This window comes from Liquorilactobacillus uvarum DSM 19971 (assembly GCF_001434935.1).
GTDB lineage: Bacteria > Bacillota > Bacilli > Lactobacillales > Lactobacillaceae > Liquorilactobacillus > Liquorilactobacillus uvarum.
This window is the reverse complement of sequence record NZ_AZEG01000012.1, coordinates 48,280-71,766: the sequence shown is the minus strand read 5'-3', so window position 1 is coordinate 71,766 and position 23,487 is coordinate 48,280. Positions and strand designations below refer to the sequence as shown.

18 protein-coding genes are annotated in these 23,487 nt (G+C 38.4%); 7 read left to right on the top strand and 11 right to left on the bottom strand.

Features of this window, described 5'->3' with window-relative positions; translation table 11 throughout:
* Window positions 1-175: 175 nt before the first annotated feature.
* The 4 genes from FD20_RS07320 to croR all read right to left on the bottom strand — a co-directional run bounded on the left by FD20_RS07320 (window position 176) and on the right by croR (window position 7,167).
* A complete protein-coding gene (locus FD20_RS07320; protein WP_057737231.1) occupies window positions 176-3,394 on the bottom strand; it encodes a YhgE/Pip domain-containing protein in 3,219 nt (1,072 codons plus the stop codon).
* 472 nt (window positions 3,395-3,866) lie between these two features.
* A complete protein-coding gene (locus FD20_RS07315; protein ID WP_057737230.1) occupies window positions 3,867-5,213 on the bottom strand; it encodes a D-alanyl-D-alanine carboxypeptidase family protein in 1,347 nt (448 codons plus the stop codon).
* A gap of 79 nt (window positions 5,214-5,292) precedes the next feature.
* A complete protein-coding gene (locus FD20_RS07310; protein ID WP_057737228.1) occupies window positions 5,293-6,453 on the bottom strand; it encodes a sensor histidine kinase in 1,161 nt (386 codons plus the stop codon).
* Between the two features lie 24 nt (window positions 6,454-6,477).
* A complete protein-coding gene (gene croR / locus FD20_RS07305) occupies window positions 6,478-7,167 on the bottom strand; it encodes a response regulator transcription factor CroR (protein ID WP_057737226.1) in 690 nt (229 codons plus the stop codon).
* A 372-nt stretch (window positions 7,168-7,539) separates the two neighbouring features.
* Here croR and budA point away from each other — a divergent pair, with 372 nt between their 5' ends.
* The 7 genes from budA to FD20_RS07270 all read left to right on the top strand — a co-directional run bounded on the left by budA (window position 7,540) and on the right by FD20_RS07270 (window position 14,374).
* Entirely contained in the window at window positions 7,540-8,250 is a 711-nt protein-coding gene (gene budA, locus FD20_RS07300; RefSeq protein WP_057737224.1) for an acetolactate decarboxylase, read from the top strand.
* Between the two features lie 331 nt (window positions 8,251-8,581).
* Window positions 8,582-9,613, top strand: a complete 1,032-nt coding sequence (gene argC / locus FD20_RS07295) for an N-acetyl-gamma-glutamyl-phosphate reductase (RefSeq protein ID WP_057737222.1) — start codon at window positions 8,582-8,584, stop codon at window positions 9,611-9,613.
* 19 nt (window positions 9,614-9,632) lie between these two features.
* Window positions 9,633-10,835: a bifunctional glutamate N-acetyltransferase/amino-acid acetyltransferase ArgJ gene (gene argJ / locus FD20_RS07290; RefSeq protein ID WP_057737220.1), complete on the top strand. Its 1,203-nt coding sequence runs from the start codon at window positions 9,633-9,635 to the stop codon at window positions 10,833-10,835.
* Between the two features lie 55 nt (window positions 10,836-10,890).
* Window positions 10,891-11,664 (top strand): acetylglutamate kinase, encoded by a 774-nt coding sequence (argB, locus tag FD20_RS07285; protein WP_057737218.1) that lies wholly within the window; start codon window positions 10,891-10,893, stop codon window positions 11,662-11,664.
* Window positions 11,639-12,790 carry an acetylornithine transaminase gene (locus FD20_RS07280; protein WP_057737237.1) on the top strand — a complete coding sequence of 384 codons (1,152 nt, stop codon included), beginning with the start codon at window positions 11,639-11,641 and terminating at the stop codon, window positions 12,788-12,790. Before argB ends, FD20_RS07280 begins: the two co-directional genes overlap by 26 nt.
* Window positions 12,791-12,994: 204 nt before the next feature.
* Window positions 12,995-14,014 carry an ornithine carbamoyltransferase gene (argF, locus tag FD20_RS07275; protein WP_057737216.1) on the top strand — a complete coding sequence of 340 codons (1,020 nt, stop codon included), beginning with the start codon at window positions 12,995-12,997 and terminating at the stop codon, window positions 14,012-14,014.
* 78 nt (window positions 14,015-14,092) lie between these two features.
* Window positions 14,093-14,374, top strand: coding sequence for a hypothetical protein (locus tag FD20_RS07270; RefSeq protein ID WP_057737214.1), 282 nt, complete (start codon window positions 14,093-14,095; stop codon window positions 14,372-14,374).
* Between the two features lie 211 nt (window positions 14,375-14,585).
* Here the strand turns inward: FD20_RS07270 and FD20_RS07265 are convergent, their stop codons facing one another.
* The 7 genes from FD20_RS07265 to guaB form a co-directional block, all read right to left on the bottom strand.
* Complete coding sequence (locus FD20_RS07265) at window positions 14,586-15,953, bottom strand: FAD-binding oxidoreductase (protein WP_057737212.1); 1,368 nt, start codon at window positions 15,951-15,953, stop codon at window positions 14,586-14,588.
* Between the two features lie 393 nt (window positions 15,954-16,346).
* Window positions 16,347-16,868 carry an ECF transporter S component gene (locus FD20_RS07260; protein WP_057737210.1) on the bottom strand — a complete coding sequence of 174 codons (522 nt, stop codon included), beginning with the start codon at window positions 16,866-16,868 and terminating at the stop codon, window positions 16,347-16,349.
* Window positions 16,869-16,990: 122 nt separating this feature from the next.
* A complete protein-coding gene (locus FD20_RS07255; RefSeq protein WP_057737208.1) occupies window positions 16,991-17,848 on the bottom strand; it encodes a PfkB family carbohydrate kinase in 858 nt (285 codons plus the stop codon).
* 162 nt (window positions 17,849-18,010) lie between these two features.
* Complete coding sequence (locus tag FD20_RS07250; RefSeq protein WP_057737206.1) at window positions 18,011-18,793, bottom strand: hypothetical protein; 783 nt, start codon at window positions 18,791-18,793, stop codon at window positions 18,011-18,013.
* A 27-nt stretch (window positions 18,794-18,820) separates the two neighbouring features.
* Window positions 18,821-20,416, bottom strand: coding sequence for an APC family permease (locus FD20_RS07245; RefSeq protein ID WP_057737204.1), 1,596 nt, complete (start codon window positions 20,414-20,416; stop codon window positions 18,821-18,823).
* Between the two features lie 222 nt (window positions 20,417-20,638).
* Window positions 20,639-21,358, bottom strand: coding sequence for a demethylmenaquinone methyltransferase (locus FD20_RS07240; RefSeq protein ID WP_057737202.1), 720 nt, complete (start codon window positions 21,356-21,358; stop codon window positions 20,639-20,641).
* Between the two features lie 172 nt (window positions 21,359-21,530).
* A complete protein-coding gene (gene guaB / locus FD20_RS07235) occupies window positions 21,531-23,015 on the bottom strand; it encodes an IMP dehydrogenase (protein WP_057737200.1) in 1,485 nt (494 codons plus the stop codon).
* Window positions 23,016-23,487 lie beyond the last annotated feature (472 nt).

The window sequence follows — 23,487 nt, the reverse complement described above, 5'->3', positions numbered from 1 at the left end:
AAAATCATTACTTTCTCTGGTGAAGCTCTTTCACTTAGGGACTTATGGCACAGCCCCTCTTTATTTATAGACACCTTAGGCCATACATGCGACCTTATTTCATATTTATATACATCAAACTAACACGTTTTCCTCAATTTGCTAATCACGGTTAAAATTTTCCTTTAATACTGAATTATGCTTTTTTTGCAGCATCTTTTCCTTCAGCTGTCTCAACGTAGCTGATTGCCCCACTTCGTCTTAGTCTAACCATCGTAAGCCATAATAAAAGCAGTGACAAGACGATAAAGACTAACATAACCATCATTGAGGTTACAAACTGAATTGTTCCCAAACCTGATGTGAGCGCCTCACGGAACCCTAAAATTGAATACGTCATTGGCAGGAATGGGTTAACAGCTTGGAAAAAGCCGTTCATTCCATTCGTGATCTCAATTGGAAATGATCCGCCTGACCCACCTAATTGAATAACCAGCAGAATCATGGCTGCAAAGCGCCCCGGATTTCCTCCCGCCATCGACATCAACATAATCAAATACATTGCGGTCATAGAGAAGAAAATAGCATTCAGTATCATCTGTATAGGATGATCCGGCACTAATCCGGCTGCAATCATGGTTCCAACTGCAACTTTGCTTAGGAACCAATCTGTTCCTGAACCATCTGGAGTCGATAAACGCCTAATTGGATAAACTAAATTAAAGACTAAAGCCCCGACATATAAAGCCACTGAAAGCATATATGGAGCTAGTGCATATCCATAATTTGGAACTTTACTATAATTTTCATGTTTCAAGTTAGATGGAGAAGCGAACATATCTGCTGTCTTGTTTGAGGTTTTGACCGCATTAATCTTGGCAGCACCTTTGGTAAGACCGCTAGCTAACTTTTTATTACCCTTTTGTAATTTTTGAGCTCCATCTGAAAGCTTTCCCGAATTATCAGCCAACTGCTGCGTACCACTAGCTAGTTTATTTACACCAGAAGCGAGTGTAGGAATCTTGGCGTTCAGCTGCTGTGTCCCAGATGCTAGTTGTGATGCGCCACTGTTTAACTTGGCACTGTTATTATTTAATTGCTGCGTTCCAGATGCCAGCTGCGAAACTCCGCTCGTCAGTGCTGGAACTTTACTATTCAATGTTCCTAAACCACCAGAAAGTTGAGATGCTCCGCTATTCAACGCCGCATTGTTAGCAACAAGCTGACCTGTCCCGGATGCTAACTGTGAAACTCCGCTTGTTAGTGCTGGAACTTTACTATTCAATGTTCCTAAACCTGATGCTAGTTGTGCCGTCCCGCTTATCAATGATACCGAATTTGCATTAAGTTTGTTTGATCCACTAAAAAGCTGCGAAACTCCACTTGTCAATGCCGGAACTTTAGTGTTCAGAAGTGACAAATTACTGCTCAAATTAGCTGCTCCTTGATTCAAGGTTGTTGTATTCTGGGCTAATTTGTTAGAACCCGCGGCTGCTTGATCAACTCCAGCTGTGTAAGCCTTGATACCAGCTATTAACTGATTGATTTTAGTACCATTGGTGTTCTTCGTAACAGCACTTTGAATTTGGCTCTGTGCATTCGAACCGCCATTTAAAATACTATCAACATCAACATTACTACTATTTCCCACGCTTTGATTAAGGGTCGCAGCTACTGACTGGGACTGCGCAGCCATCGTACTTAAAGCAGACACACTAGCAGATAATTTGCTTATGCTTCCCGATGCGTTATCAAGTTGATTCAGTTTATCCTGTGATAAACTTGCGTTTTTCATAATACTTTGAAAACTACTCAGCGCGTTATTAACGGCCGTAATTTGTTCAGATGATACACCTGATTTTTGCAGTGCCTGCAGTTGCGTCAAGTTAGTTTGATTGGCAGTCAAAATTGCCTGCACTTTTTGTTTATCACTCTCATCTAAGTTTTTGGAGGTCTCGAGTGCCTGCGCGTTCTGTTGAATTGTTTGACTATTTTGTGCAATTTTCTGCAGTGAAGCATTCACTGTTTGCAAACTCGTTGTCAATGCTCCCATATTGGATAATGTGCTGCTGTACTGATTATAGAAAGTTGCTAAACTTTTCAATAACGTAATAGCACTCGAAAGATCTTGTGTATTTTTAAGTTCGGTGTCAATTTGCTTAAGCCCACCCGAAATGACTGCATTAGTAACATACAATGCTGACGCTGCCTGCGGAAGATTATTCAACGCAGTCGCTCCTTTATTCAATTGGCTGGATTGGTTTGAAAGCTTCCCTAAGCCGGAATTAAGCTGAGTTACTCCAGAGGTATAAGCATAGACACCGGTAGAAAGTTTCGCAGATCCCTCAGACAATTGGTTCACTCCGGATGCAAGTGTCCCTGTCTGACTATTCAGCTCGCCCAAACCACTATTGACCTTGGCGACGCCAGCCGTATATTGATTAACACCATTATTCAAACTATTCGAACCAGTTGCAAGCTGACCGACACCGCTTGCTAACTGTCCAGTACTGCCATTCAATGTTTGGACGCCATTATTAACCTTCGTTACTCCAGAGGTATAAGCGTAGACACCGGTAGAAAGTGTATTCGAGCCAGTCGCGAGCTTGCTAACACCGCTCGCTAGTGTACTTGTACTTCCATTTAATTTCTGGGTTCCTGTGTTTATTTTAGCTGCACCAGCTGTGTATTGATTAATTCCCGTCTTAAGTGCCGTTGCACCGGTCGTTAATTTAAGTACACCTTGACTTAGAGGAACCACGCCAGTCTGAAGTGTAATAACACCATTATTAACTTTTTTAACTCCGGCTGTATACGTGTTGATTCCATCAGACAAAGTATTCGAACCAGTGCTGAGTTTACCCGCACCCTTAGAAGCTGTGGTAAATCCCTTACCAACAGTTTTAATAGTTGAAAACATTGTTTTGGCATATGCGTCTGTTACGGATGCACGCACTTTAGTATTCAACTGCTTAGCGCCTTCTTCACTGATAACCTTCCCAATATAGTTCAATGAGTCATTTGTTTTATATATCAAGCGCATTTTCTTAGGATTTTTATCTAACACTGTTGTTGCATTTTTTGAGAAGTTCTTTGGAATTGTGATAATCGTATAGTACTTCTTATCTTTCAATCCACTGAGTGCTTTCTTGGCTGAAACAAAATGCCATTGTAAATCATCATTTTTTTTCAGTTTTTTGACAAGATCGTTTCCGACTGCCATCTTCTTTCCCTGATATTCAACTGTTCGATCCTCATTAACAACTGCCACGGGTAATGATCCTGTATTTCCATATGGATCCCAAACCGATTTCAAGAAAAAAACAGCATACAAAAAAGGAATGAACATAACTGCTAAGATTGTTGCAACTAACAATTTATGTTTTCCTATATTCTTGAACTCCTCTTTTATCATATTCAAATTCTCACCTCTGCCTTAATTTAATACTATAAATATTATCATCTACTTTGACAATCTATAATATACACTCCATATCCACGTAAAACAAGATGCGAATTACTGCAAATAAAATAATTCAGTAATGCAGCAATATAAAAATCAAGCTGTTTAATTAAAATTTGCGGTAAAATTAGAATTTGAGATGCTTTTTAATTTTTTTACCGGTTATATTTCGAAAAAAAGAAGATATTGTGGCATAAGTCGATTAAATTTGCGTACTAAAGCGAATTTACGAACATAGTGCGTCCTTCGCTATGAGCAATTCGAAATTTGATGAAGAATTTTGACTTACGGACCACGTCCATATGGAATCAAAAAGGGGCTAGCTCAAAAGTTGAATTTTGAGCTAGCCCCTTTGAAAAATCTATTTTTTATCGTTTCTATATAATATGCTCTGCCAAAACTTACACTCTTTGCTCTTAAAAATCTAAAAAAGATTGGTGAAGAAGTTTTTAATCGCTCTTCCCATAATAACAAAGATATTTGCCTTTTGAATTTTTTCTGTATTAGTTGCAGCGAGTTTTAATTTGCTATTACCATTCAAATATTCCAATTGCTGGCCTTGCGCATTCAAGGCTAACGTACCAACAACCTTATTTTTAGCCATTGGTGCTTCAAGCCCGTCTTTTTTATATAATTTTTTATTTCCAGTTAAGCTGGCCTTTAAATCACTAACAGAGGTTCCATTTTTTAACCAAATATCTGAATCTTGCTTAGTTGCTACTTGAGTTGTTAGCTTTTTCCCATGGTAAACTGGCAAACTGGATGCATTCTTAAACTTCGTATGCGCCTTAATGGTTGTATAGGTGAAATTATTATAGACGTATGACATCAATTTTTGTGTTTGTTCAAAGCGTGAAGTGTCTTCATCGTTTGCATGTTTAGCACCTAAAACAACAGTAATAATTCGATGACCGTTCTTGTGGACAGTCCCCGTGAAATTGGCACCTGCACTATCAGAAGTCCCTGTCTTCAATCCATCTACTGGAAGTTCTGAATAAGATTTAGTTAACCCTTTCAGCATCCAATTCCAGTTTTCCATTTCAGTTTCACTAGTCCCGTTGTTAAATTTCATTCGTGCAATACTTGTCGTTTTTAAAACCTCTGGATAATCTTGCAACAATTTCTGTGAAATCAGTGCCATATCCTTAGCCGACAATTTATTTTCAGCCTTCACGGGCGCATTAGGATACTTGCCGGAACCAATCTCATCATTTCCAAGTCCAGAAGTTGTATAAAGTTCGGCATCGTTAATATTCCAACTCTTCAGCAACTGTCGCATCTTATTTACAAAAGCAGTTTGCGAACCTGAGACTGCATTTGCTAACGTCATCACAGCCCCATTTGCCGAGTAAATCAGACTAGCCTGATACAATTGGCGAACAGTATATTTAGTATCTTTTTTTAGTGGGACATTCGACAAGCTGGTATCTTGGCTTACTTGATAAGAAGCGCTATCGACAGGTACCTTTTGGTCCCATGACAACTTACCCTCTTTAATTGCCTGCAATACTAAGTAAATCGAAAGAAGTTTGGTCATTGATGCAACCGGTAAGAGTTGATCTGCATTTTTACTATAAATAATCTGTCCTGTTTTGGCATCAACTGCTATTGCTGCCTTCACGTCCAGTTGAAGCGCCTTGTCTGTTGTTGCTGTATCGGCCTTAACATTCTCATCACTATTCATAAAGATCCCACTAGCGGTCGAAGCAAAAGCAGTCGCAGCTATCACTAATCCTAGCAGCAACTTTTTTGTTCTCTTAAAAATCAACATTATTGTCTGTCCCCTCGTTTATTAAGTCTACTCTAGAATAACCAAAAAAGATTAGTCTGACAACGACTAATCTTAATTTTTAATTATTTTGTTCCTTTTCTATCTTATAAATTTGTTTGACAGGAAGATGCATCACAAAGCTTGTCAGTTGCTTATCTGAAATAGCGTAAATATATCCGTTATGCAAATCAACAATGCTTTGTGCAATCGCCAACCCCAGCCCACTTCCGCCAGTTTCTTTTGAACGAGAACCTTCAACTCTGTAAAAACGATCAAAAAGCTGATGGAGCGATTCTTTGGGAATCATTGGACCGTCATTTGCGACTTCTACAATTATTTCCTTCTGATTAGCGTGTGAAGCTTTCAAAAGAATGTGTTTACCCCCACTCCCATATTTTAAAGCATTTGAAATCAAATTGTTAAAAACACGAGCTAGTTTCTCAGAGTCAGCTTCCATCATGACCTGATCTGCGGTAACTTCAGTGGTAATCTTCATTCCCTTTTTATTTGCCTCAAGTTCAAAACTAGCCGCTAATTGCTGTATCATCTGACCAACATCAATTTGCGTTAAATTCAATGGAGTCGCCGTCTGACGCACTTTAGTATACTCAAAGAGATCTTCTACCAAAACTTTCATCTGCTTTGCCTTTAGAAAAGCTGTGTGAGTGTATTTAAAAACATCTTCCTCCGAATGATATTGTTTGTCCTCAATCAATCCTAGGTACCCTATGATCGAAGTCAAAGGTGTCCGAATATCATGACTGACATTCGTAATAAGTTCATCTTTTGAACGTTCAATCTGACGTTCTTCTTCCATTGACTTAATTGTACTGTCAACCAGAGCATTGATGCTCTGAACAACCCGCTGCATATCTCCTTGCAGTTGAAAAGGAATCCGATGATCAAAATGGCCTTCAGCAATATAGTGAAGCTCAGAGATAACATGATGCAGCTGAATTTGACGATAACGTCTAATCAAGCGCCAGTACACTATGAACACATCCGCAACCAACATAATGCTGACAAAGAGGCCGCCCCAACTCCAAAAACGAATATGGTATGGACCTGGTCCGAAAGAAAGGGACATTTTTATTTGAAAAATACCATCTGCCAGTGCCGGATTTGACTTTATCATCTGGTCCAGCAAAACATAAATTGATAAATTCAATAAGAGTAAAAGAATGACTGTCACAATACCTTCACCGAACAATTCGCTTTTTTCACGCGCGGTGAGTTTCACTTAAGAACCATCTCCATTTCTGGTCTAGTGTGCCTCAATCTTATACCCGACACCCCAAACCGTTTGAATTACCTTCTCACCGTTAGTAGCATCTTCAATCTTGTCGCGCAAATGACTAACATGGACCATTACTGTTTTCGCTGAAACTACAGACTCCTGCTGCCAAACACGCTCAAAAATGTCATCTGCAGAAAAAACACGATTAGGATGGCTGGCAAGCAGATGCAAAATACCAAATTCCAATGCTGTTAATTGAATCGATTTTCCATCAACTGTCTCAACTTCATGCGAATCTTTCTTAATAATAAGTGGCCCAACTTCAAGAATATCTGGCACATCATTGGTTACAGAATGTTGTGATCGTCTTAGCAATGACTTGACACGTGCCATCACCTCAAGGGGATTAAATGGCTTAGTCACATAATCATCAGCACCTTGAATTAGCCCTTGAATTTTATCAAGATCGCCTGTCTTAGCAGACAACATCAGCACAGGAATCTGTGAATCCTTCCTAACTTCTTTGATAACATCAATGCCATCCATGTGAGGCATCATAATATCAAGTATCATAAGAGAAACATCGGGATTAGTGTTGAGCTTTGTTATCGCTTCTTTCCCATCATATGCTTTTTCAACTTCATATCCTTCATTTTTAATGTAAATACTTAATAGTTCAACAATATCTTTATCATCATCAACAACTAGAATTTTCATATTCGTTAACCCCTTAGTTTATATTTATTTTCTCTCTATGCTTCGCACTATCCTATAAATTCCAAAGCACCGTGCATGTTTATTTCTTTTTCAGCACTTCATATTCCTAATTGTAACAAAAGACAGTTTCATCGTATCTAAAGAATTGTTTAAAATCAAGCTAAGCAGCCGCTTCCAAACTTTTTTTAACCATAATTTACACTGTCTAAATTTAATACCTGGTTTCCCTCTCTCTATTTTTGTCGATTAAGAATCCCTAATACCGGTTAATCAGATTTGTGTGTTATTATTTAAAATGTTGAGGACAACATAAATCATAAATAAAACTGTTTTTTAATGTTACAATGCTACACAATACAGGAGGAATAAGCAATGAAACAAACAAATGTTTTTTATCAGCATGGAACGCTAGCTCTACTAGTCCCGGGCCTACTATCAGGAACTCTTACAATGAAGGAGCTTTTGCAACACGGCGACACAGGTATCGGGACTGGCGAGGGTTTGGATGGTGAATTAATAATTCTCGATGGTGTTCCTTATCAGGCCGACAGTTTCGGGAAAGTGCATGTCATTGGAAATGATTTTTCAATGCCTTTCGCTAATATTCACTTTGCCGATTTTAAATTCTTAACTTCATTGAAAGATGCTGACCCAGAAAAATTTGCAAATGCTGCTTTAAGCGGAAAAACAAATGCTAACACTTTTTTCTCTATTCGAGTCAGGGGCAGTTTTTCTTACATGAAAACACGAGCTGTTGTCAAATCTAGCCGTCCATTTGATACTTTAGAAGAAACGGCCAAGAAACAAAGTATCTTCGAAAAGCATAACATTGAAGGAACACTCCTCAGTTACTACTCGCCAACACTTTTCCATGGTGCTGCTGTTGGCGGCTTCCATAATCATTTTCTTGCGGATGATCATTCAATTGGTGGACATGTGCTCGACTTCAAACTTGCCTCTGGGAAACTAGACATACAACTCTTTGACACCTTAGAGCAGCATCTGCCTGTCAACAATAATGAATTCATGGAACACGATTTTTCAAAAGATAATATTGCGGATGCTATTGAGAGAGCCGAATAAAAAAAACATATATCTTTAATATAAAAGACTAGATCTATTACTGCAAATAATTAGTTAGGCTGAAATATTCAGACTAAACGGCAGTTTTACGTTCTAGCCTTTTTTATACATTAAAAGTTCGATTTATACTTTTTATTCAAAAAAATACTTTTTTACTCACTTTTTGATAATATATGCATTTTTTTGCTTATATACATATAAATATTCATTTTAATGGTATTTTTTTGAAATTTTATTAAAAAACTATTGAAACAAAAGCTGGAATATAATATAGTTATAAACAACAAAATGAATTGTTATTCAATTTATATGGATGGAAGAAGGAAAAGAAATGAAAGTTGGGCTATTGGGTGCTACTGGTTATAGCGGCGCAGTTTTATATTCACTATTAAAACAACACCCTAACGTTACACATATTGATCTATATGGTCATCATAAAGAAACGGAAACTGCTGAATTTCTTGATGCAGCTATCCCTGCATATTTGAACGAGCACCTACAATTAAAGGAATTCAATGCTGCTTCAATCATGAATGACGATGATGTTTTATTTTTTGCTACACCATCAGGAGTCACCAAGCAGCTAGCCCGACCTTTCATTGAAAAGAAATTTCCTGTTATCGACCTCTCCGGAGATTTTCGGTTTAAAAATTCGTTGACATATTCCAAGTGGTATAACAAGCCATCAGCACCTGATGAGCTGCTTCAAGCAGCCTGCTATGGGTTGGCAGAATTCAATCTACCAGCGAGCCCATATATTGCAAATCCAGGCTGTTACGCAACCGCTACATTACTTGGCCTTGCTCCTTTAGTAATTGATAACCTGATTATTCCCGATACGATTATTGTTGATGCTAAATCCGGTGTTTCCGGAGCAGGGAAAAAACCTAGTGCAAGTAATCATTATACTTTTATAAACGAAAATGCTTGGCTCTATAAGTTAAACAAGCATCAGCACATCCCTGAAATTGTACAGCAGCTGCAAAAATGGAATGCAAATATCCCAGCAATCCAATTTACAACTACTTTGATTCCCGTGACTCGTGGCATCATGGCAACAATTTATGTTAAAGCAGCATCGAATGTTACCTTGGAAAAGTTACGACGATCATTTCAAAAACATTACCAACATAAAAAATTTGTTCGAATTTTAACAGATGGTGTCCCAAGTATCAAAGAAGTCGTTGGTTCAAATTACTGTGACATTGGCTTTGATTATAATCCAGCTACCAACACGATTGTTATTGTTTCAGTAATTGATAATTTAATGAAGGGAGCGGCAGGACAAGCTGTTCAAAACTTTAATAATTTGTTTGGCTTTTCCGAAGAAGCCGGCTTACCCTCACTACCAATTTTCCCTTAAATAAAGGAGCAGCAAAACTATGAATACAGAAAAAAAATATCACGAAATAGAATTTACTTGGCCTGAAGGATTTTATAGTGATGGCGTCAATACTGGCATGCGTCAAGAACGCCCTGATCTTGGCTGGCTTTACTCAAAAGTTCCAGCAACTGCTGCCGGTGTTTATACCACAAATAAAGTTTGTGCCGCTCCAACTGCTCTAACTAAAAAAACCGTTACTCAGTCTCAGAAACTGCAAGCCGTCGTCATGAATAGTGTATTTGCCAATTCATGTACAGGTCTGCAGGGCGAAAAAGACGTTGCTCTGGAACAAAAACTTGTGGCCGAAAAGTTAAACATTTCTCCGGCACTTGTTGGCGTTGCCTCAACAGGTTTAATTGGAGCATACCTCCCTATGGAAAAAATAACTGCTGGAATTAGTAAATTACAAAGTAAAAAAACAGATACCGTGACTAAAGCAGTTATGACAACTGATACTCGTTCTAAGAAGATCAGCGTTTCCTTTAAGCTTGGAGAGCGTCTATGTACAATGACTGGCTTTGCTAAAGGATCAGGCATGATCCATCCAAATATGGCTACGATGCTTGCTTTCATCACAACTGATGCAGCTATTAGTCCTGTTACACTGCAAACACTTATCAGTGAACTGGCCGATGAGACATTTAATCAAATTACAGTTGATGGAGACACTTCGACAAATGATATGGTGCTTGTTTTAGCGAATGGCTTAGCTCAAAACAATGAAATTACGTCTTCTTCTCCAGAATTAGCTACTTTTAAGTCAGCATTTCATCATATTTTAGCTTTTCTAGCTCAAAGCATTGCTGCAGATGGTGAAGGTGCCACTAAGTTGGTTGAAGTCAATGTTAATGGAGCTTCATCTACTCAAGACGGTAAAAAAATTGCGAAGGCAATCGTCGGCTCAAGCCTTGTTAAAGCAGCGCTTTTTGGAGATGATCCTAATTGGGGCCGTGTAATGAGTACCATTGGTGCCACTGACGCTGCTTTTGATCCTCAAAATATAACAATCAAGCTTAACGATATTTTGGTCGTTGATCATAGTTTAGCTGCTGAATTCGACAAAGAAACCGCCAGCAACAGCTTAAAAGATTCTAAAGTAACAATTGATGTTGACCTACATGATGGAGAAGCTAAAGGTCAAGCGTGGGGATGTGACTTAACTTATGGCTACGTCAAAATCAATGCCGCCTATCATAGTTGATAAACAAAGCAAGCTTTTAAAAACACTTTGTTAGTAAGAGAGAAAGGACTACAGAATGAAAGATTTTATTGTCATTAAAATTGGTGGGAACACGATCGGGCAGCTGACGGCTGAATTTTATCAGCAATTGCACCTATGGCTTAAAGAAGGGAAAAAAATTCTCTTAGTTCATGGCGGTGGTTCTACCATTTCAAAATTGTCGCTTCAATTGAAGCTGCCAATCCGCAAGATTAATGGTATTCGTATTTCTGATAAACAAACACTTGACTTAACCCGAATGGTTTTACTTGGAAAAACACAAACACAACTCCTGCAAGGGTTAAGTGCACATTCGTTGCCTGCCATAGGTTTAAATGCAGCCGATGATAATCTCTTAGTTGGTGATTTTCTAGATAAACAGACCTATGGTTATGTTGGTAAAATAAAAGCGGTAAATAAAAATCTACTTGAAAAACTGCTAACTACGCATATTGGTGTCATTGCTCCGCTTGCTTTGACACCTTCAAAACAATGGCTGAACGTCAATGCTGATACAGCAGCAGCAGACATTGCAAGTCTGCTGAACGCAACTGCACTTTATCTTATGACCGATGTTCCCGGTGTCTTGAATAATGGCAAGATTGTTCCTAAGCTTTCTCTTGAAACAGCGCACAATTTACGCAATAAAAAAATTATTACAAACGGTATGCAACCTAAAATATCCGCAGCTTTTAAGGCTTTTCAAACAGGTGTCGAACATGTTTCGATCACAAACAAATTGACAACGACTGGTACTCTTATCATTCAGGAAGGAGAAAATGAAAATGAAACATATTTTTCCGACATATAAACGGTTTCCATTTGAAATAGTAAAGGGCAATGGTGTCACTCTAATAGACAACAATGGTAAAAAATACCTGGATCTCACCAGTGGAATCGGAGTCTGCAACCTAGGATACAACACTGCACCAATAAAAGATGCTGTTAAAACTCAATTGGATAAGGTATGGCATACATCCAATTTATATGACAGCACACTTCAAGAAAAAGTGGCTTCACTGCTGGTAAAAGATGAAGACAAAGATGTTTACTTTTGCAATTCTGGAACTGAGGCTAATGAAGCCGCACTTAAATTAGCACGTAAAGCAACTGGCAAAAGTGCAATTTTGGCATTTGATCATTCATTCCATGGTCGCAGCTATGGTTCACTTTCTATGACTGGAAACGATAAGATAAAAGAGGGCTTTGGTCCCTTTGTTCCTGATGTCAAATTTGCAAAATACAATGATCCAGATGCTTTAGCACAGATAACATCCGATCTTGCAGCAGTAATTTTAGAAATTATTCAAGGTGAAGGCGGCGTAGTCAATGGCGATCCTGCTTGGCTCGAGGCTGTAGGTGCTAAATGCAAACAAGAAAAAGTTCTTTTGATTATCGATGAAGTTCAGACCGGGATGGGACGAACCGGAAAACTCTTTGCATATCAGCATTTAAACCTCGATCCTGACATTATAACTGCAGCTAAAGGCTTGGCAAATGGAATTCCTGTAGGGGCAATGATTGGAAAGACAGAGCTTGCTTCTTCCTTTGGCCCTGGGAGCCATGGAACAACTTTTGGCGGAAACCCACTCGCGATGGCTTCTGCATCAGCTGTACTAACCATCCTAAATGATGATTTTCTTGAAGCCGTTCAGCAAAAGTCGCTCTTTTTCTGGCATTTTTTAGAAAAAGAAATCCAACCATTAGAATTAGTTGAGGGAATTTCCGGTAAAGGACTAATGGTCGGTATCCATCTCAAATCGGATATTGAGGTCAGCAAAATCATTGCTGGCTTGCATAAGCAAGGAATCTTAACACTTTCATCACGGGACAACACATTACGTTTACTGCCCCCGTTGATTATTACCGGCTCAGAATTACTTCATGCAGTGCATATTATCAAAGATACATTGACTAACGCCATTGTCAGTCAATAAGTAATCGCATATTAATCCGCCAGAAAGCGGTAATCGTTAAGCATTAACAGCGAATTATTCATAATACGAATTGGGCAATAACCAATTCATAATTACATGAGAAAAATTAATTTTAGAAACATATTAATACAGGAAACACAAGTTGAATTGAAGAAGTATAAAAAACATTAATTCTGACATACTTCTTATAATGGAGGGTCCCTAATGAATCACTTTTATGGCAAGTCTTTTCTAAAAGAAACCGATTTTTCAGCAGCAGAACTCAATTATTTAATTGATTTTGCCATCCATCTTAAAAGCTTAAAAAAGCAGCATATTACTCATCAATATCTTGCTGGAAAAAACATTGCGCTATTGTTCGAAAAGGCCTCGACACGGACACGTTCTGCTTTCACAGTTGCTGCTAATGACTTGGGAGCACATCCTGAATTTCTTGGTAAAAACGATATTCAGTTTGGTAATAAGGAATCTGTTGCTGATACTGCTAAGGTTTTAGGAAGTATGTTTGATGGAATAGAGTTTCGTGGTTTCAAACAAAAAACTGTGTCGGATCTTGCTGAATATGGGAGTGTTCCCGTCTGGAATGGTCTAACAGACGACTGGCATCCTACACAAATGATAGCCGATTTTATGACGTTAAAAGAAAAGTTTGGCAGCCTGAAAGGCTTGACCTTGACATATGTCGGTGATGGACGTAACAATGTTGCCAACAGTTTACTGGTTACTGGAGCAATCCTAGGTGTTAACGTTCATATTGGAGCTCCCAGTGACCTTCAGCCCACAGCTTCAATTCTTGAAATTGCTAAAAAGAAAGCTGCCCAAAGTGGGGCAAAATTACTGATCACTGATGATCCTGAAGCTGCTGTTGAAGGTGCTGACGCACTTTACACTGATGTTTGGGTTTCAATGGGTGAAGATGTTGACTATGACAAACGCATCAAGCAGTTGCTTCCTTATCAGATAAATAATGATCTTTTGAATAAAACAGGCAAAAAAGAAACGATCGTTCTTCACTGCCTTCCAGCATTTCATGATACCAAAACAACCATCGGGGCAAAGTTATTAGGCGCACACAAGCTTGATGCCCTTGAAATAACGGATGATGTGTTTCAAAGTGAGCAGTCCGTTGTCTTTCAAGAAGCAGCTAATCGGATGCACGCCATCAAATCAATTATGGCTGTGACACTGGGAAATCTGTTCATCCCTGAAAGCCTTTTTGAATAATACCGGAAAATTGCTTTTGAATTTTAATATATGTTATTATGATCCTAGTTTAAAAGATAAAAAAAGGATCTGAGTATCATGCCAACACCACCTAAGTTTTGGGTTCTTTTGAACCGTTACTCGGTTACGGTATTCTTTACCATTATTGCTGTTATCAATGCTTTTTTAAGTCGAGAACCGCTGACTGTACGTTTCCTGTTTTTGGTGTGGAACTTTGGAACAGCGCTATTCAACGAAAAATTACTTTTCCATTTTTTCTATGCATCCTCGACTTCTGCACGTTATTCGAAATTAAAGGCCGTTTTGTGCCTTTGGCAGGTAATTCTTGCCGTATTGGGCTTTTATGTTTTTAGAATGTAGGAACTACGAAGAAATCAAACCTTTTTCTAGGCTTCATTTTGAAAGTACCTCAATACTCAAACTGCAGCTAGAGAGACAATTGAATCTTGGAAACACATTAATTTATATAGTAAAAATAAAAAGAGGCCTGACAAAACAAACTTTGTCACAGCCCCTTTTTATCTTTTATCTATCCACTCTTAATGCATGTGTATGGCACTTGCTGCAACTACTACAATTTACGACCTGGATTTAAGATCCCCGCTGGGTCAAAAGCAGCTTTGAGTTCCCGTTGAACCCTGACTAGATGCTCGCCAAGCTGTGGAAGTACCCATGCATCCTTTACATCTCCAACACCGTGTTCAGCTGAAATTGTTCCTCCTATAGACTGCACGTAAGTAAACAGCTTGTTAATAGCCTTCTCAACATCAGTTGGAATTGCTTCCAAATTACTTGGGATTGCAATATTCGGATGAAAGTTTCCATCTCCTGCGTGTCCGCCTAAAAATGTCTTAACAGGTGTCGAAAACTTAAGTTTATCCACAAACTCAGCCAATTCAGGAAGTTTTGAAAGTGGAACAGCCACATCTTCAACTATTAATCTTCCATAAGCTGCTTCCGCTTCATAATAATCTTGTCGAATCTTAATAATGTTTTGAGCATATTCTGCATCATCAGTGACAGAAACATATAATGCTTTATCAGCGTGCAAAATTTTCTTTAAAGCTTCAAGTGCACCAGCGGGAGTCACATCTAGTTGAAAAATAAGCAACGCTTCAGCTCCGCCCTTTGAAAGATCTGTTTTTTCCAATCTATCAAGCGCTTCGATCGAGTTTTTGTTGAGGGCCTCAAGCATTGAAGGATAAAGACCACTTCCTGAAAGATGCTCAACTGCCATACTCAAAGCTTCCATACTTTCAAAAGTTGCCAGTCCCGTTGTCGGATTACCAAATGGAATCGGCAGGATCCTGACAGTTGCCTCCACAATAATTCCCAACGTCCCTTCTGAGCCGATAAAAAGATCCGTCAAATCATAGCCGACATTATCTTTGAAACATTTACTTCCTGTTTCAATCAAAGTTCCGTCCGCAAGAACCACTTTCAAGCCAACAACTGATTGTTTAGTTGTTCCATATTTTAATGAACTCATCCCTCCAGCATTGGTTGCAATATTCCCTCCTATTGTGCTAATCGGCTTTGATCCCGGATCTGGTGCAAAAAAATACCCCTGTTTGCGAACAGCCTGATCAAGAACACCATTTAATACTCCTGCTTGGACAATTGCATATTGATCAGGGACACTAATTTCAAGAATCTTATCTAGCGGCGACAAATCTAACACTAGACCTTTTTCTTCCCCAGCAGACCCATTAACAATTGATGTTCCACCTCCTAGAGCCGTCACAGATAGATGCTCTTTATTTGCAAAACGCAGAGTAGCTTGAACATCACGAATGCTGGCAGCATGTACTACTGCTAGCGGGGTATTAACGGAAATAATGCTTTGCGTATATTTGTTTTGACCATATTTGTGTCTCACTTCTAAATCTGTTTCAATTTCCCCATCTAAATTTTTTAGTTCTTCGAAATCACTGACCATAACTATCTGCTTCTTCCCATTATATTAAATTTGAATAGTCCTCAGATATAAAAAAAGTACCCTTATTTTACAAGGATATCTCACCGTTACCAACTTTATCCTGTGCTGATAAACAATTCTGGCAATAACTCGTCTTTTCTTGCCTTTTCACTCAATTAAACAAACAAGTGTTTCCTGCAGGATTTTGTACAATCCACATAAACCTTAGTTTTTTAAAGCTGTCTCCCTTGTTTTACAATTCAGCTTGAACACAATTATGAGTATTAGATGAGAGGATGTCAAGTTTCATTTCCTAAACTTGAAATACATAATAATAAACTAAAAAAGCCCTTCTCCATAAAAAGAAAGCTTTTTCTTATTAATCTTGTATTGTTTTTATATACTTACTAATTCTTATTGTTTATTACTACTGGTAACACCACTGCTCAGCCGATAGTAAACAGGCAGTGCAACTAATGCACCAACTATACCTTGAAATAAATTAGTCGGGACACCCACCAGACCTGTCTGCACTGTGTAAAGCAGAGAATCTGCTGCAAAGTAGCCACCAACCATAACGATAATCCCCACAAATGATGCTAACAGAAATGCTGATTTTCCCTTGGTTGTCGTGCTGAGCAACATACCAGCCAAATATCCTTCCAACCCATGGATGACTAAAGAAAAAAGCATATACTGCGGATAGCCAGCAATCAGGTCCAACAAAAAACCGCTCAAACCACCGACGATTGCACCCTCGCGTTTTCCAAACAATAACGCGGCAATAAAAATTCCTGCATCACAAAGGTTAATATATCCATGAGTCATTGGGATCGGAATTAAAAATACTCTGGCAACAACAATATTGACAGCGATTAAAACTGCTACCAATGTCAACCGCTTCAAAGAAGATTTAGAATTATTTTTTTGCTTCATCTTTAGCGCACGCCCTCCCTTATATGCTACAGCTACGTTACATGAGAAAACAAAATAAAACATCTTAAATTACTCATAAATTATTAATCCATATTATAGCACTTACTCATAATTATGCCAGCCTATTTAGCGCTTTTTTGGGCCAGTTTCTGCATAACTGTGCTTATATCAACTCCATAACGTTTTTCACGCTTGGTGTCAGCCGTATGTTTTAACGCTTGGTATGTTAAAGAAGTAGCTTCGCTGACAGAACTCGAGAAAGACTTACCACACCACAAAAAGCCTGCCAACAAAGCTGCAAAAACATCCCCACTTCCATAAAAATGACCACTTAAGCGTGGAAACATCCTTTTCATCATCTGACCATCTTCATTCAGCCAAATACATCCAATTTTTTTTGCTTCTTCAACCCCCGTAATAACGGCTTTCCCTTCTTTTTGCATCATTTTTTCTAATTTTTTCAATAATTCAAATTCAGTAAATACTTTTTGTTCTCCCAAACCCGCTTTAGAATTTGCCTCCACCAAAAACTTGGCTTCGGTATAGTTCGGTGTAATGATATCGGCTTGTTCAATCAACTGCTGTGTAATTTTCAGTTGCGTATCTGACAACGCAGGATAGAGTATTCCTCTGTCAGCAAAAACCGGATCAATCAAGACGAAGGGTAATTTATTTTGCACTAAAAAAGAAACTAGTTTTTCTCCTATTTGAGTATCTTCAATATATCCAATTAATGCACCCTTAATTTTAATCTGTTGGTTTTTCCAATGCTGCAAAGTACGCGGCAACCATTGGGAGACCGATAAACTCACTGGCTTACCAAAGCCCTCGCTTTGCGTCGATAAAATACTTGTTGGCAATGACACTGTGGAAACTCCTTGCATCATCAGTAAAGGAAGAGCAACAGTCATTGACAAATCACCGAGCGCTGATATATCCTGAGCGACCATTAGGCATCCTTGTTTTTTAAAATTTTCCACCGCTGAATCCTCCTCTGCTTTAATACAACAAATCAACCATATTATAAAAAATTGAGAATTAACCGTTAAGTTTTCTCAACTTCTTGCGTCAGCTTGAATGCTTTCTGAAATCAAACCAACATCTATATACAAAAACCACCGATATACAGCACTTCACTGCTTTCAACCGCGATAGTTTGAAAATAAACCCCAACCGCCGACTCCAAGTGCAACCACAATTCCAATTACAAGCAGTATTTTCCCTGTATCATTTGACTTTGTTTTTTTTGAGCCCTTATCCGATTCTTTTTTTGAAGGCACATCGGTCGCGGCCGTTTTTGCATTATTTATACTCTTTTTACCAGTATTCTTTCCTGCTTTTATTTCACCTTGATTAGATTCATCAGCCGCTTCGTTTTTTGCAGTTTTATCTGTCACCTGATTATTTTTTCCCGCGTCACTTTGAGTAACACTTGATCCAGATTCTAATTTTGCTGCTGTTTCAGTTGCTGTTTTTGTGAGTTCGGGTATTTTTGCTGCATCTAGATCAAGATTAAAGCCGCCTTGATAATGATAATTGCTGCTATCAATATCAGCTTTAAACTCACCATATATTTTTTGATGAACATCTTGCGTTATAAATGAGAATGTATAATAATCCTGCTGCCCAAAAATCTTTTTCTCCACTTCAGGCAGTAAACCATTTATTTTTAAAATCTGAAACGGAAACGAACCTAGGTTATGATTAGTAATAATGCTGATTATAACTTTATAGTGATTTTTTTCTATCCTGACAATTGCCGGTTTATTGAAATATGTATCAACCTCAGCTTTTTTATTAGTGATTGGTTGCCGGATGGTATAATTCACATGATATTCAGTTGTATCAGCGGCTGCTGTAATACAGTTAAATGATAACCAAATAACTGCCCCTAATAATGCTCCAAGCCAAACTTTTTTCCCCATGCGTCCTCCTAAAGACATACAGTATTCTTATTTTTTTGTTTTTACTTGTTGATTCAGTTCATAAGCCACCATTGTCTCACGACTGGTATAACTATCTTGTATACCCATGAAATAACAGCCTAAACTTCCGATGACAACAAAAATAAAATCAATTGGATAAGACAACCAGCCATTACCCCCGAACTGATTACTGCCTACCAATGACATGATTGTCAGCCATAACATTTCACAAAAGAGCCAGCGTGTGCCACGAAGACTCGAAAACAACTTTTTTCTATTAGATGGCTGACGAAATTCATAAAAAACGTAAAAAACTAAGCCAAGCATAATCACTCCAAAAACTTCAATCGTTGTCGGCCACTTTGCCCAGTAAATAGCTAAACTGGCTAATATATAAGCTACAGGAGCCAATATTGCAGCTCCTCGCAGACGAAAAGGCCTTTTTAAATTTGTCCCATGTCGACGAAAAGACATCAAGGTGATTGGACCAGTTAAATACGCGATAAGTGTAGAGGTCGAAATAACATTGGACAGTGCACTCCAATTTCGAAAAACAGCTACCATAATAACTCCCAAAAACATGTTGACGACCATCGCTCTTCGGGGAGTTTTATATTTCTGATTCAGCTGTCCCAGAAGCGTAGGCAAATGCCTTGTTTGTGTCATTGCAGCTAAAGCCCTCGAAGTCGTTGCAACAAAGGAGACTCCCGTTCCAAACGGAGACACAAACGCATCAAGATAAAGAAGATTTGCCAGCCAAGACAAATTAAGCAGAATCGCAATATCTGCAAATGGTGATTGAAAATTAATTCCATGCCAGCCCATACTTTCAAGCCTGCTAGTGGGGACAGCACCAATAAAAGCAATTTGAAGAAAAGTATAAATGACCATACTTATTCCGAAAGCAATCACAATTCCCCAGAAAATATTTTTTTCTGGTTTTTCGATTTCATTTCCCATATTGATCGTTGTTTGAAAAGCATTGTACGAAAAAATAATTCCTGCCGAGGTCGTTGCCGTAAAAATTGTTGCACTTCCATATGGCATGAATCCAGCAGCTGTTTGAAAATTAGAACCATGAAACCCTGTTATAAAAAGAATAATGATCGTCATTAACGGAATAAGAATCTTAAAGACTGAAATCAAACTCGTAAAACTCGTTAATAAGCGTATAGACCAAAAATTCAATAGCGTGAAGGCAAGAATAAATAAGAAAACAACCGCCAATCCTAAATTCGTAATATTTTCTTTTTGAATAAATGCCTGAGTCCAATTTGCCCAACTCCATGGCCATGAGCTCATATATTGAACTGCAGCAACTGCTTCAATCGGAATGATAGTTAACAGTGAAATCCAGTTTGCCCAACCAGCAACGAAACCTAGTAATGGTCCGTGAGAAAATGATGCATACTGACTCATTCCACCACTAGTAGGAAACATCGTACCCAATTCTATATAGTTCAGTGCAATGACACCAATAATTATACCGCCTAATACCCATGAGAGAATTGCTGCTGGCCCGGCAATATGTGCAGCCATTCCTGACCCAAACAGCCACCCTGACCCAATAATTGCACTCAACGTCAGCATTACAATCGAAAATAAACTCATTTTACGCGGCATTTTTTTCTCTCCTTTATTCGAAATTCAATGCTTAATTATACCACAGCAGCTAAATAATACACTGCAAATTCCTGTAACCACGCATTTCAATCAAACATTCCGCTTAATGTTTTCTCTTAAGATGTGCGCTTTTATCTCAAAACTAATCATTTCTTTAATTGCTAAAAAAGCAACACAAAAAGCTTGCCTGTGAGGTTCACCTCTCAAACAAGCTTTTATTTTTTAATTGAAGTGTTTCTTTCCAATATGCAAAGCCCCTGCGCCGAAGGTAAAAAGAGAATACTGAACTTTCTCCAACCCGGCAGACGAAAACATCTCGGCTAATTTTTGAACTGATACAAAAGCCTTTGTCGTTTTTTGAAGATAATCGTAGTCTTGATAGCGACTGCCTGTTAACTTAGCCATCAGCGGAACAATATGAAAGTATCCTTCCCAGCCCAATCGAATAAGCGGTTGCTGTGGCTGCGATGTTTCGAGGCAAGCTGCTTGTCCGCCTGGTCTTAAAACCCGCACCATTTCACGTAAGACCTGATCAGCATCTGGAACATTGCGCAGGCCAAAACCGATTGTAACAAGGTCAAAATAGTTAGTTTCGAAAGGCAATTGCATTGAATCACCTGCAACAAAAGTCACTCGATCAGCAAGATGCGCTGCTCTGATCTTCTTTTTCGCTAATTTTAACATTTCTGTGCTTAAATCAAGTGCCACAACATGACCGCTCGGTCCAACAATTTGTGCCAAATCAAGTGTTAGATCACCTGTCCCACAACACAAATCAAGTGCAAAATCTCCTTTTTTTACATTTAATTTTTTTATTGTTTCTGTACGCCAATGCCGATGTAATCCTAAAGTGATCAGATTATTCATCTTGTCATATTTTGGTGCAACTCTGTCAAATAATGAATGTACCTGTTTCTGAGGTGTGTTATTTGTTTTTACCATCAAAAAAACTCCCTTTTGCAGCAACATTCGTACTGCTTTTTATTGCTAATCTTTCAATCAATATTACCACATCATATTTCACAAAATAAAAAAGATAACCGAATAAATTACTAGTTGACGCAAAAAAGCCAACACAAATTGTGCTGACCCTTTTGTATTCTGTTAAATTTTTTTATTTACTATAATTAGGTGATTCTTTTGTAATTTGAACATCATGTGGATGTGATTCAAGTAAACCCGCATTAGAAATCTGAACAAACTGTGCATCGTCTTGCAATCCTTGAAGATGTGCGGCTCCAACATAACCCATGCCGGCACGCAAACCACCAACTAACTGATAAACCATATCAGAAAGGCTGCCTTTATAAGCAACACGGCCTTCAATACCCTCAGGAACAAGTTTGTTGGCCTCATTAACCCCGCTTTGGAAATAACGATCAGATGAACCATGCTTGCTATCCATTGCACCCAAACTCCCCATGCCACGATAAGTTTTGAAGCGACGGCCTTGATAAATTTCTGTTTCGCCAGGTGCTTCATCAGTTCCAGCCAGCATTCCGCCAAGCATCACTGCATTCCCACCAGCAGCCAACGCTTTAACAATATCTCCGGAATATTTGATTCCGCCATCAGCAATAATAGTCTTACCATATTTACGTGCTATACTTGCAGCATCATAAACGGCAGTTAACTGAGGCACTCCCACACCTGCAACAATACGTGTTGTACAAATCGATCCTGGTCCAATACCGACTTTAACGATATCGACCCCAGCGTCATACAGTGCCTCAGTTGCAGCAGCTGTTGCTACATTTCCTGCAATCAGTGTTGCTTCAGGGAACGTTTTACGAATCTCCTTGATTTTGCGAATGACACCAGCAGAATGCCCATGAGCCGTGTCAATTACAATTGCATCCACACCGGCATCAAGCAACGCTCTGGCACGATCAAATGTATCACTTGTTACGCCAACCGCAGCAGCTACCAGTAAACGACCATGCTCATCCTTAGCAGCATTAGGAAATTCCACAACTTTTTCAATATCTTTGATTGTTATCAAGCCAGTTAATCTGCCATCTTTATCAACCATTGGTAGTTTTTCTATTTTATGCTTCTGCAAAATAGCTTCAGCTGTCTTTAAAGATGTCCCTTCTGGTGCAGTTACAAGATCATCTTTAGTCATCACTTTATCAATAGCTACAGTTAGGTCGCTAACAAAACGCAGGTCACGATTCGTAATAATACCTACAAATTTGCGATTTTGTAATGTGTCAACAATAGGAACACCGCTAATGCGATATTTTCTCATTAGTTTTTCTGCTTCAGCTACAGAATTTTCTGGTGTTAAAAAGAAAGGATCAATAATAACGCCACTTTCAGAACGTTTGACCTTACGGACCTCATCTGCTTGCCGTTCAATCGTCATATTCTTATGGATAACACCCAGCCCGCCTTGACGAGCCATTGCGATTGCCATAGCAGACTCGGTAACCGTATCCATTCCGGCACTAATGATCGGGATATTTAATTTGATATTCTTAGCAAGTTGCACGGTTAAATCAACATCATTTGGTAAAACATGGCTTTCCGCCGGTATTAATAGAACATCATCAAAAGTGAATCCTTTTTTTGCAAATTTAGTATCCCAGTTGGACATTACAATAGCGCTCCTTTTAATATTTTATTTTCTAACTTAACCAATTTTAGCAATAAAAGCAAGCATTCTCATCTATTTTTCACAAAAACTGCTTTTTTACTGCAAAAAAATAATTAATTCTAAATCAGGGTATATTTATAGTTGTTTTTACTTCGTCCTCAATTGCATTTTGATTAATTTAGCATTATGTATTGACTTGATTCATTAATAATGATTTAATTATTCTAACATTATTAACAGGAAGGGAATAATAACCTTGAATAATAGCAGAACTTCACAAACAAGTTCATATTATTATGGCTTTGCTTACTTTATGTAGACGTCCGTACTTCTGATACGGGCGTTAATCACACGTTCGTGTCTAAAGTTGCAAGGTTATTTTTGCTTTGTCAGTTAGACACTTAATAAAAGTCTAGCTGGCTTCATTGATTCTTTATTTTTAATTAATGACTATTAAACCAGCTGGATTTTA

Excerpts from the sequence above, each read along its gene's own strand:
- argF (WP_057737216.1), top strand. The coding sequence starts at position 12,995 with ATGAATCACTTTTATGGCAAGTCTTTTCTAAAAGAAACCGATTTTTCA.
- argJ (WP_057737220.1), top strand. The coding sequence starts at position 9,633 with ATGAATACAGAAAAAAAATATCACGAAATAGAATTTACTTGGCCTGAA.
- FD20_RS07245 (WP_057737204.1), bottom strand. The coding sequence starts at position 20,416 with ATGCCGCGTAAAATGAGTTTATTTTCGATTGTAATGCTGACGTTGAGT.
- FD20_RS07240 (WP_057737202.1), bottom strand. The coding sequence starts at position 21,358 with ATGGTAAAAACAAATAACACACCTCAGAAACAGGTACATTCATTATTT.
- FD20_RS07315 (WP_057737230.1), bottom strand. The coding sequence starts at position 5,213 with ATGTTGATTTTTAAGAGAACAAAAAAGTTGCTGCTAGGATTAGTGATA.
- croR (WP_057737226.1), bottom strand. The coding sequence starts at position 7,167 with ATGAAAATTCTAGTTGTTGATGATGATAAAGATATTGTTGAACTATTA.
- FD20_RS07270 (WP_057737214.1), top strand. The coding sequence starts at position 14,093 with ATGCCAACACCACCTAAGTTTTGGGTTCTTTTGAACCGTTACTCGGTT.
- guaB (WP_057737200.1), bottom strand. The coding sequence starts at position 23,015 with ATGTCCAACTGGGATACTAAATTTGCAAAAAAAGGATTCACTTTTGAT.
- FD20_RS07280 (WP_057737237.1), top strand. The coding sequence starts at position 11,639 with ATGAAACATATTTTTCCGACATATAAACGGTTTCCATTTGAAATAGTA.
- argB (WP_057737218.1), top strand. The coding sequence starts at position 10,891 with ATGAAAGATTTTATTGTCATTAAAATTGGTGGGAACACGATCGGGCAG.
- FD20_RS07265 (WP_057737212.1), bottom strand. The coding sequence starts at position 15,953 with ATGGTCAGTGATTTCGAAGAACTAAAAAATTTAGATGGGGAAATTGAA.
- FD20_RS07260 (WP_057737210.1), bottom strand. The coding sequence starts at position 16,868 with ATGAAGCAAAAAAATAATTCTAAATCTTCTTTGAAGCGGTTGACATTG.
- budA (WP_057737224.1), top strand. The coding sequence starts at position 7,540 with ATGAAACAAACAAATGTTTTTTATCAGCATGGAACGCTAGCTCTACTA.
- argC (WP_057737222.1), top strand. The coding sequence starts at position 8,582 with ATGAAAGTTGGGCTATTGGGTGCTACTGGTTATAGCGGCGCAGTTTTA.
- FD20_RS07250 (WP_057737206.1), bottom strand. The coding sequence starts at position 18,793 with ATGGGGAAAAAAGTTTGGCTTGGAGCATTATTAGGGGCAGTTATTTGG.
- FD20_RS07320 (WP_057737231.1), bottom strand. The coding sequence starts at position 3,394 with ATGATAAAAGAGGAGTTCAAGAATATAGGAAAACATAAATTGTTAGTT.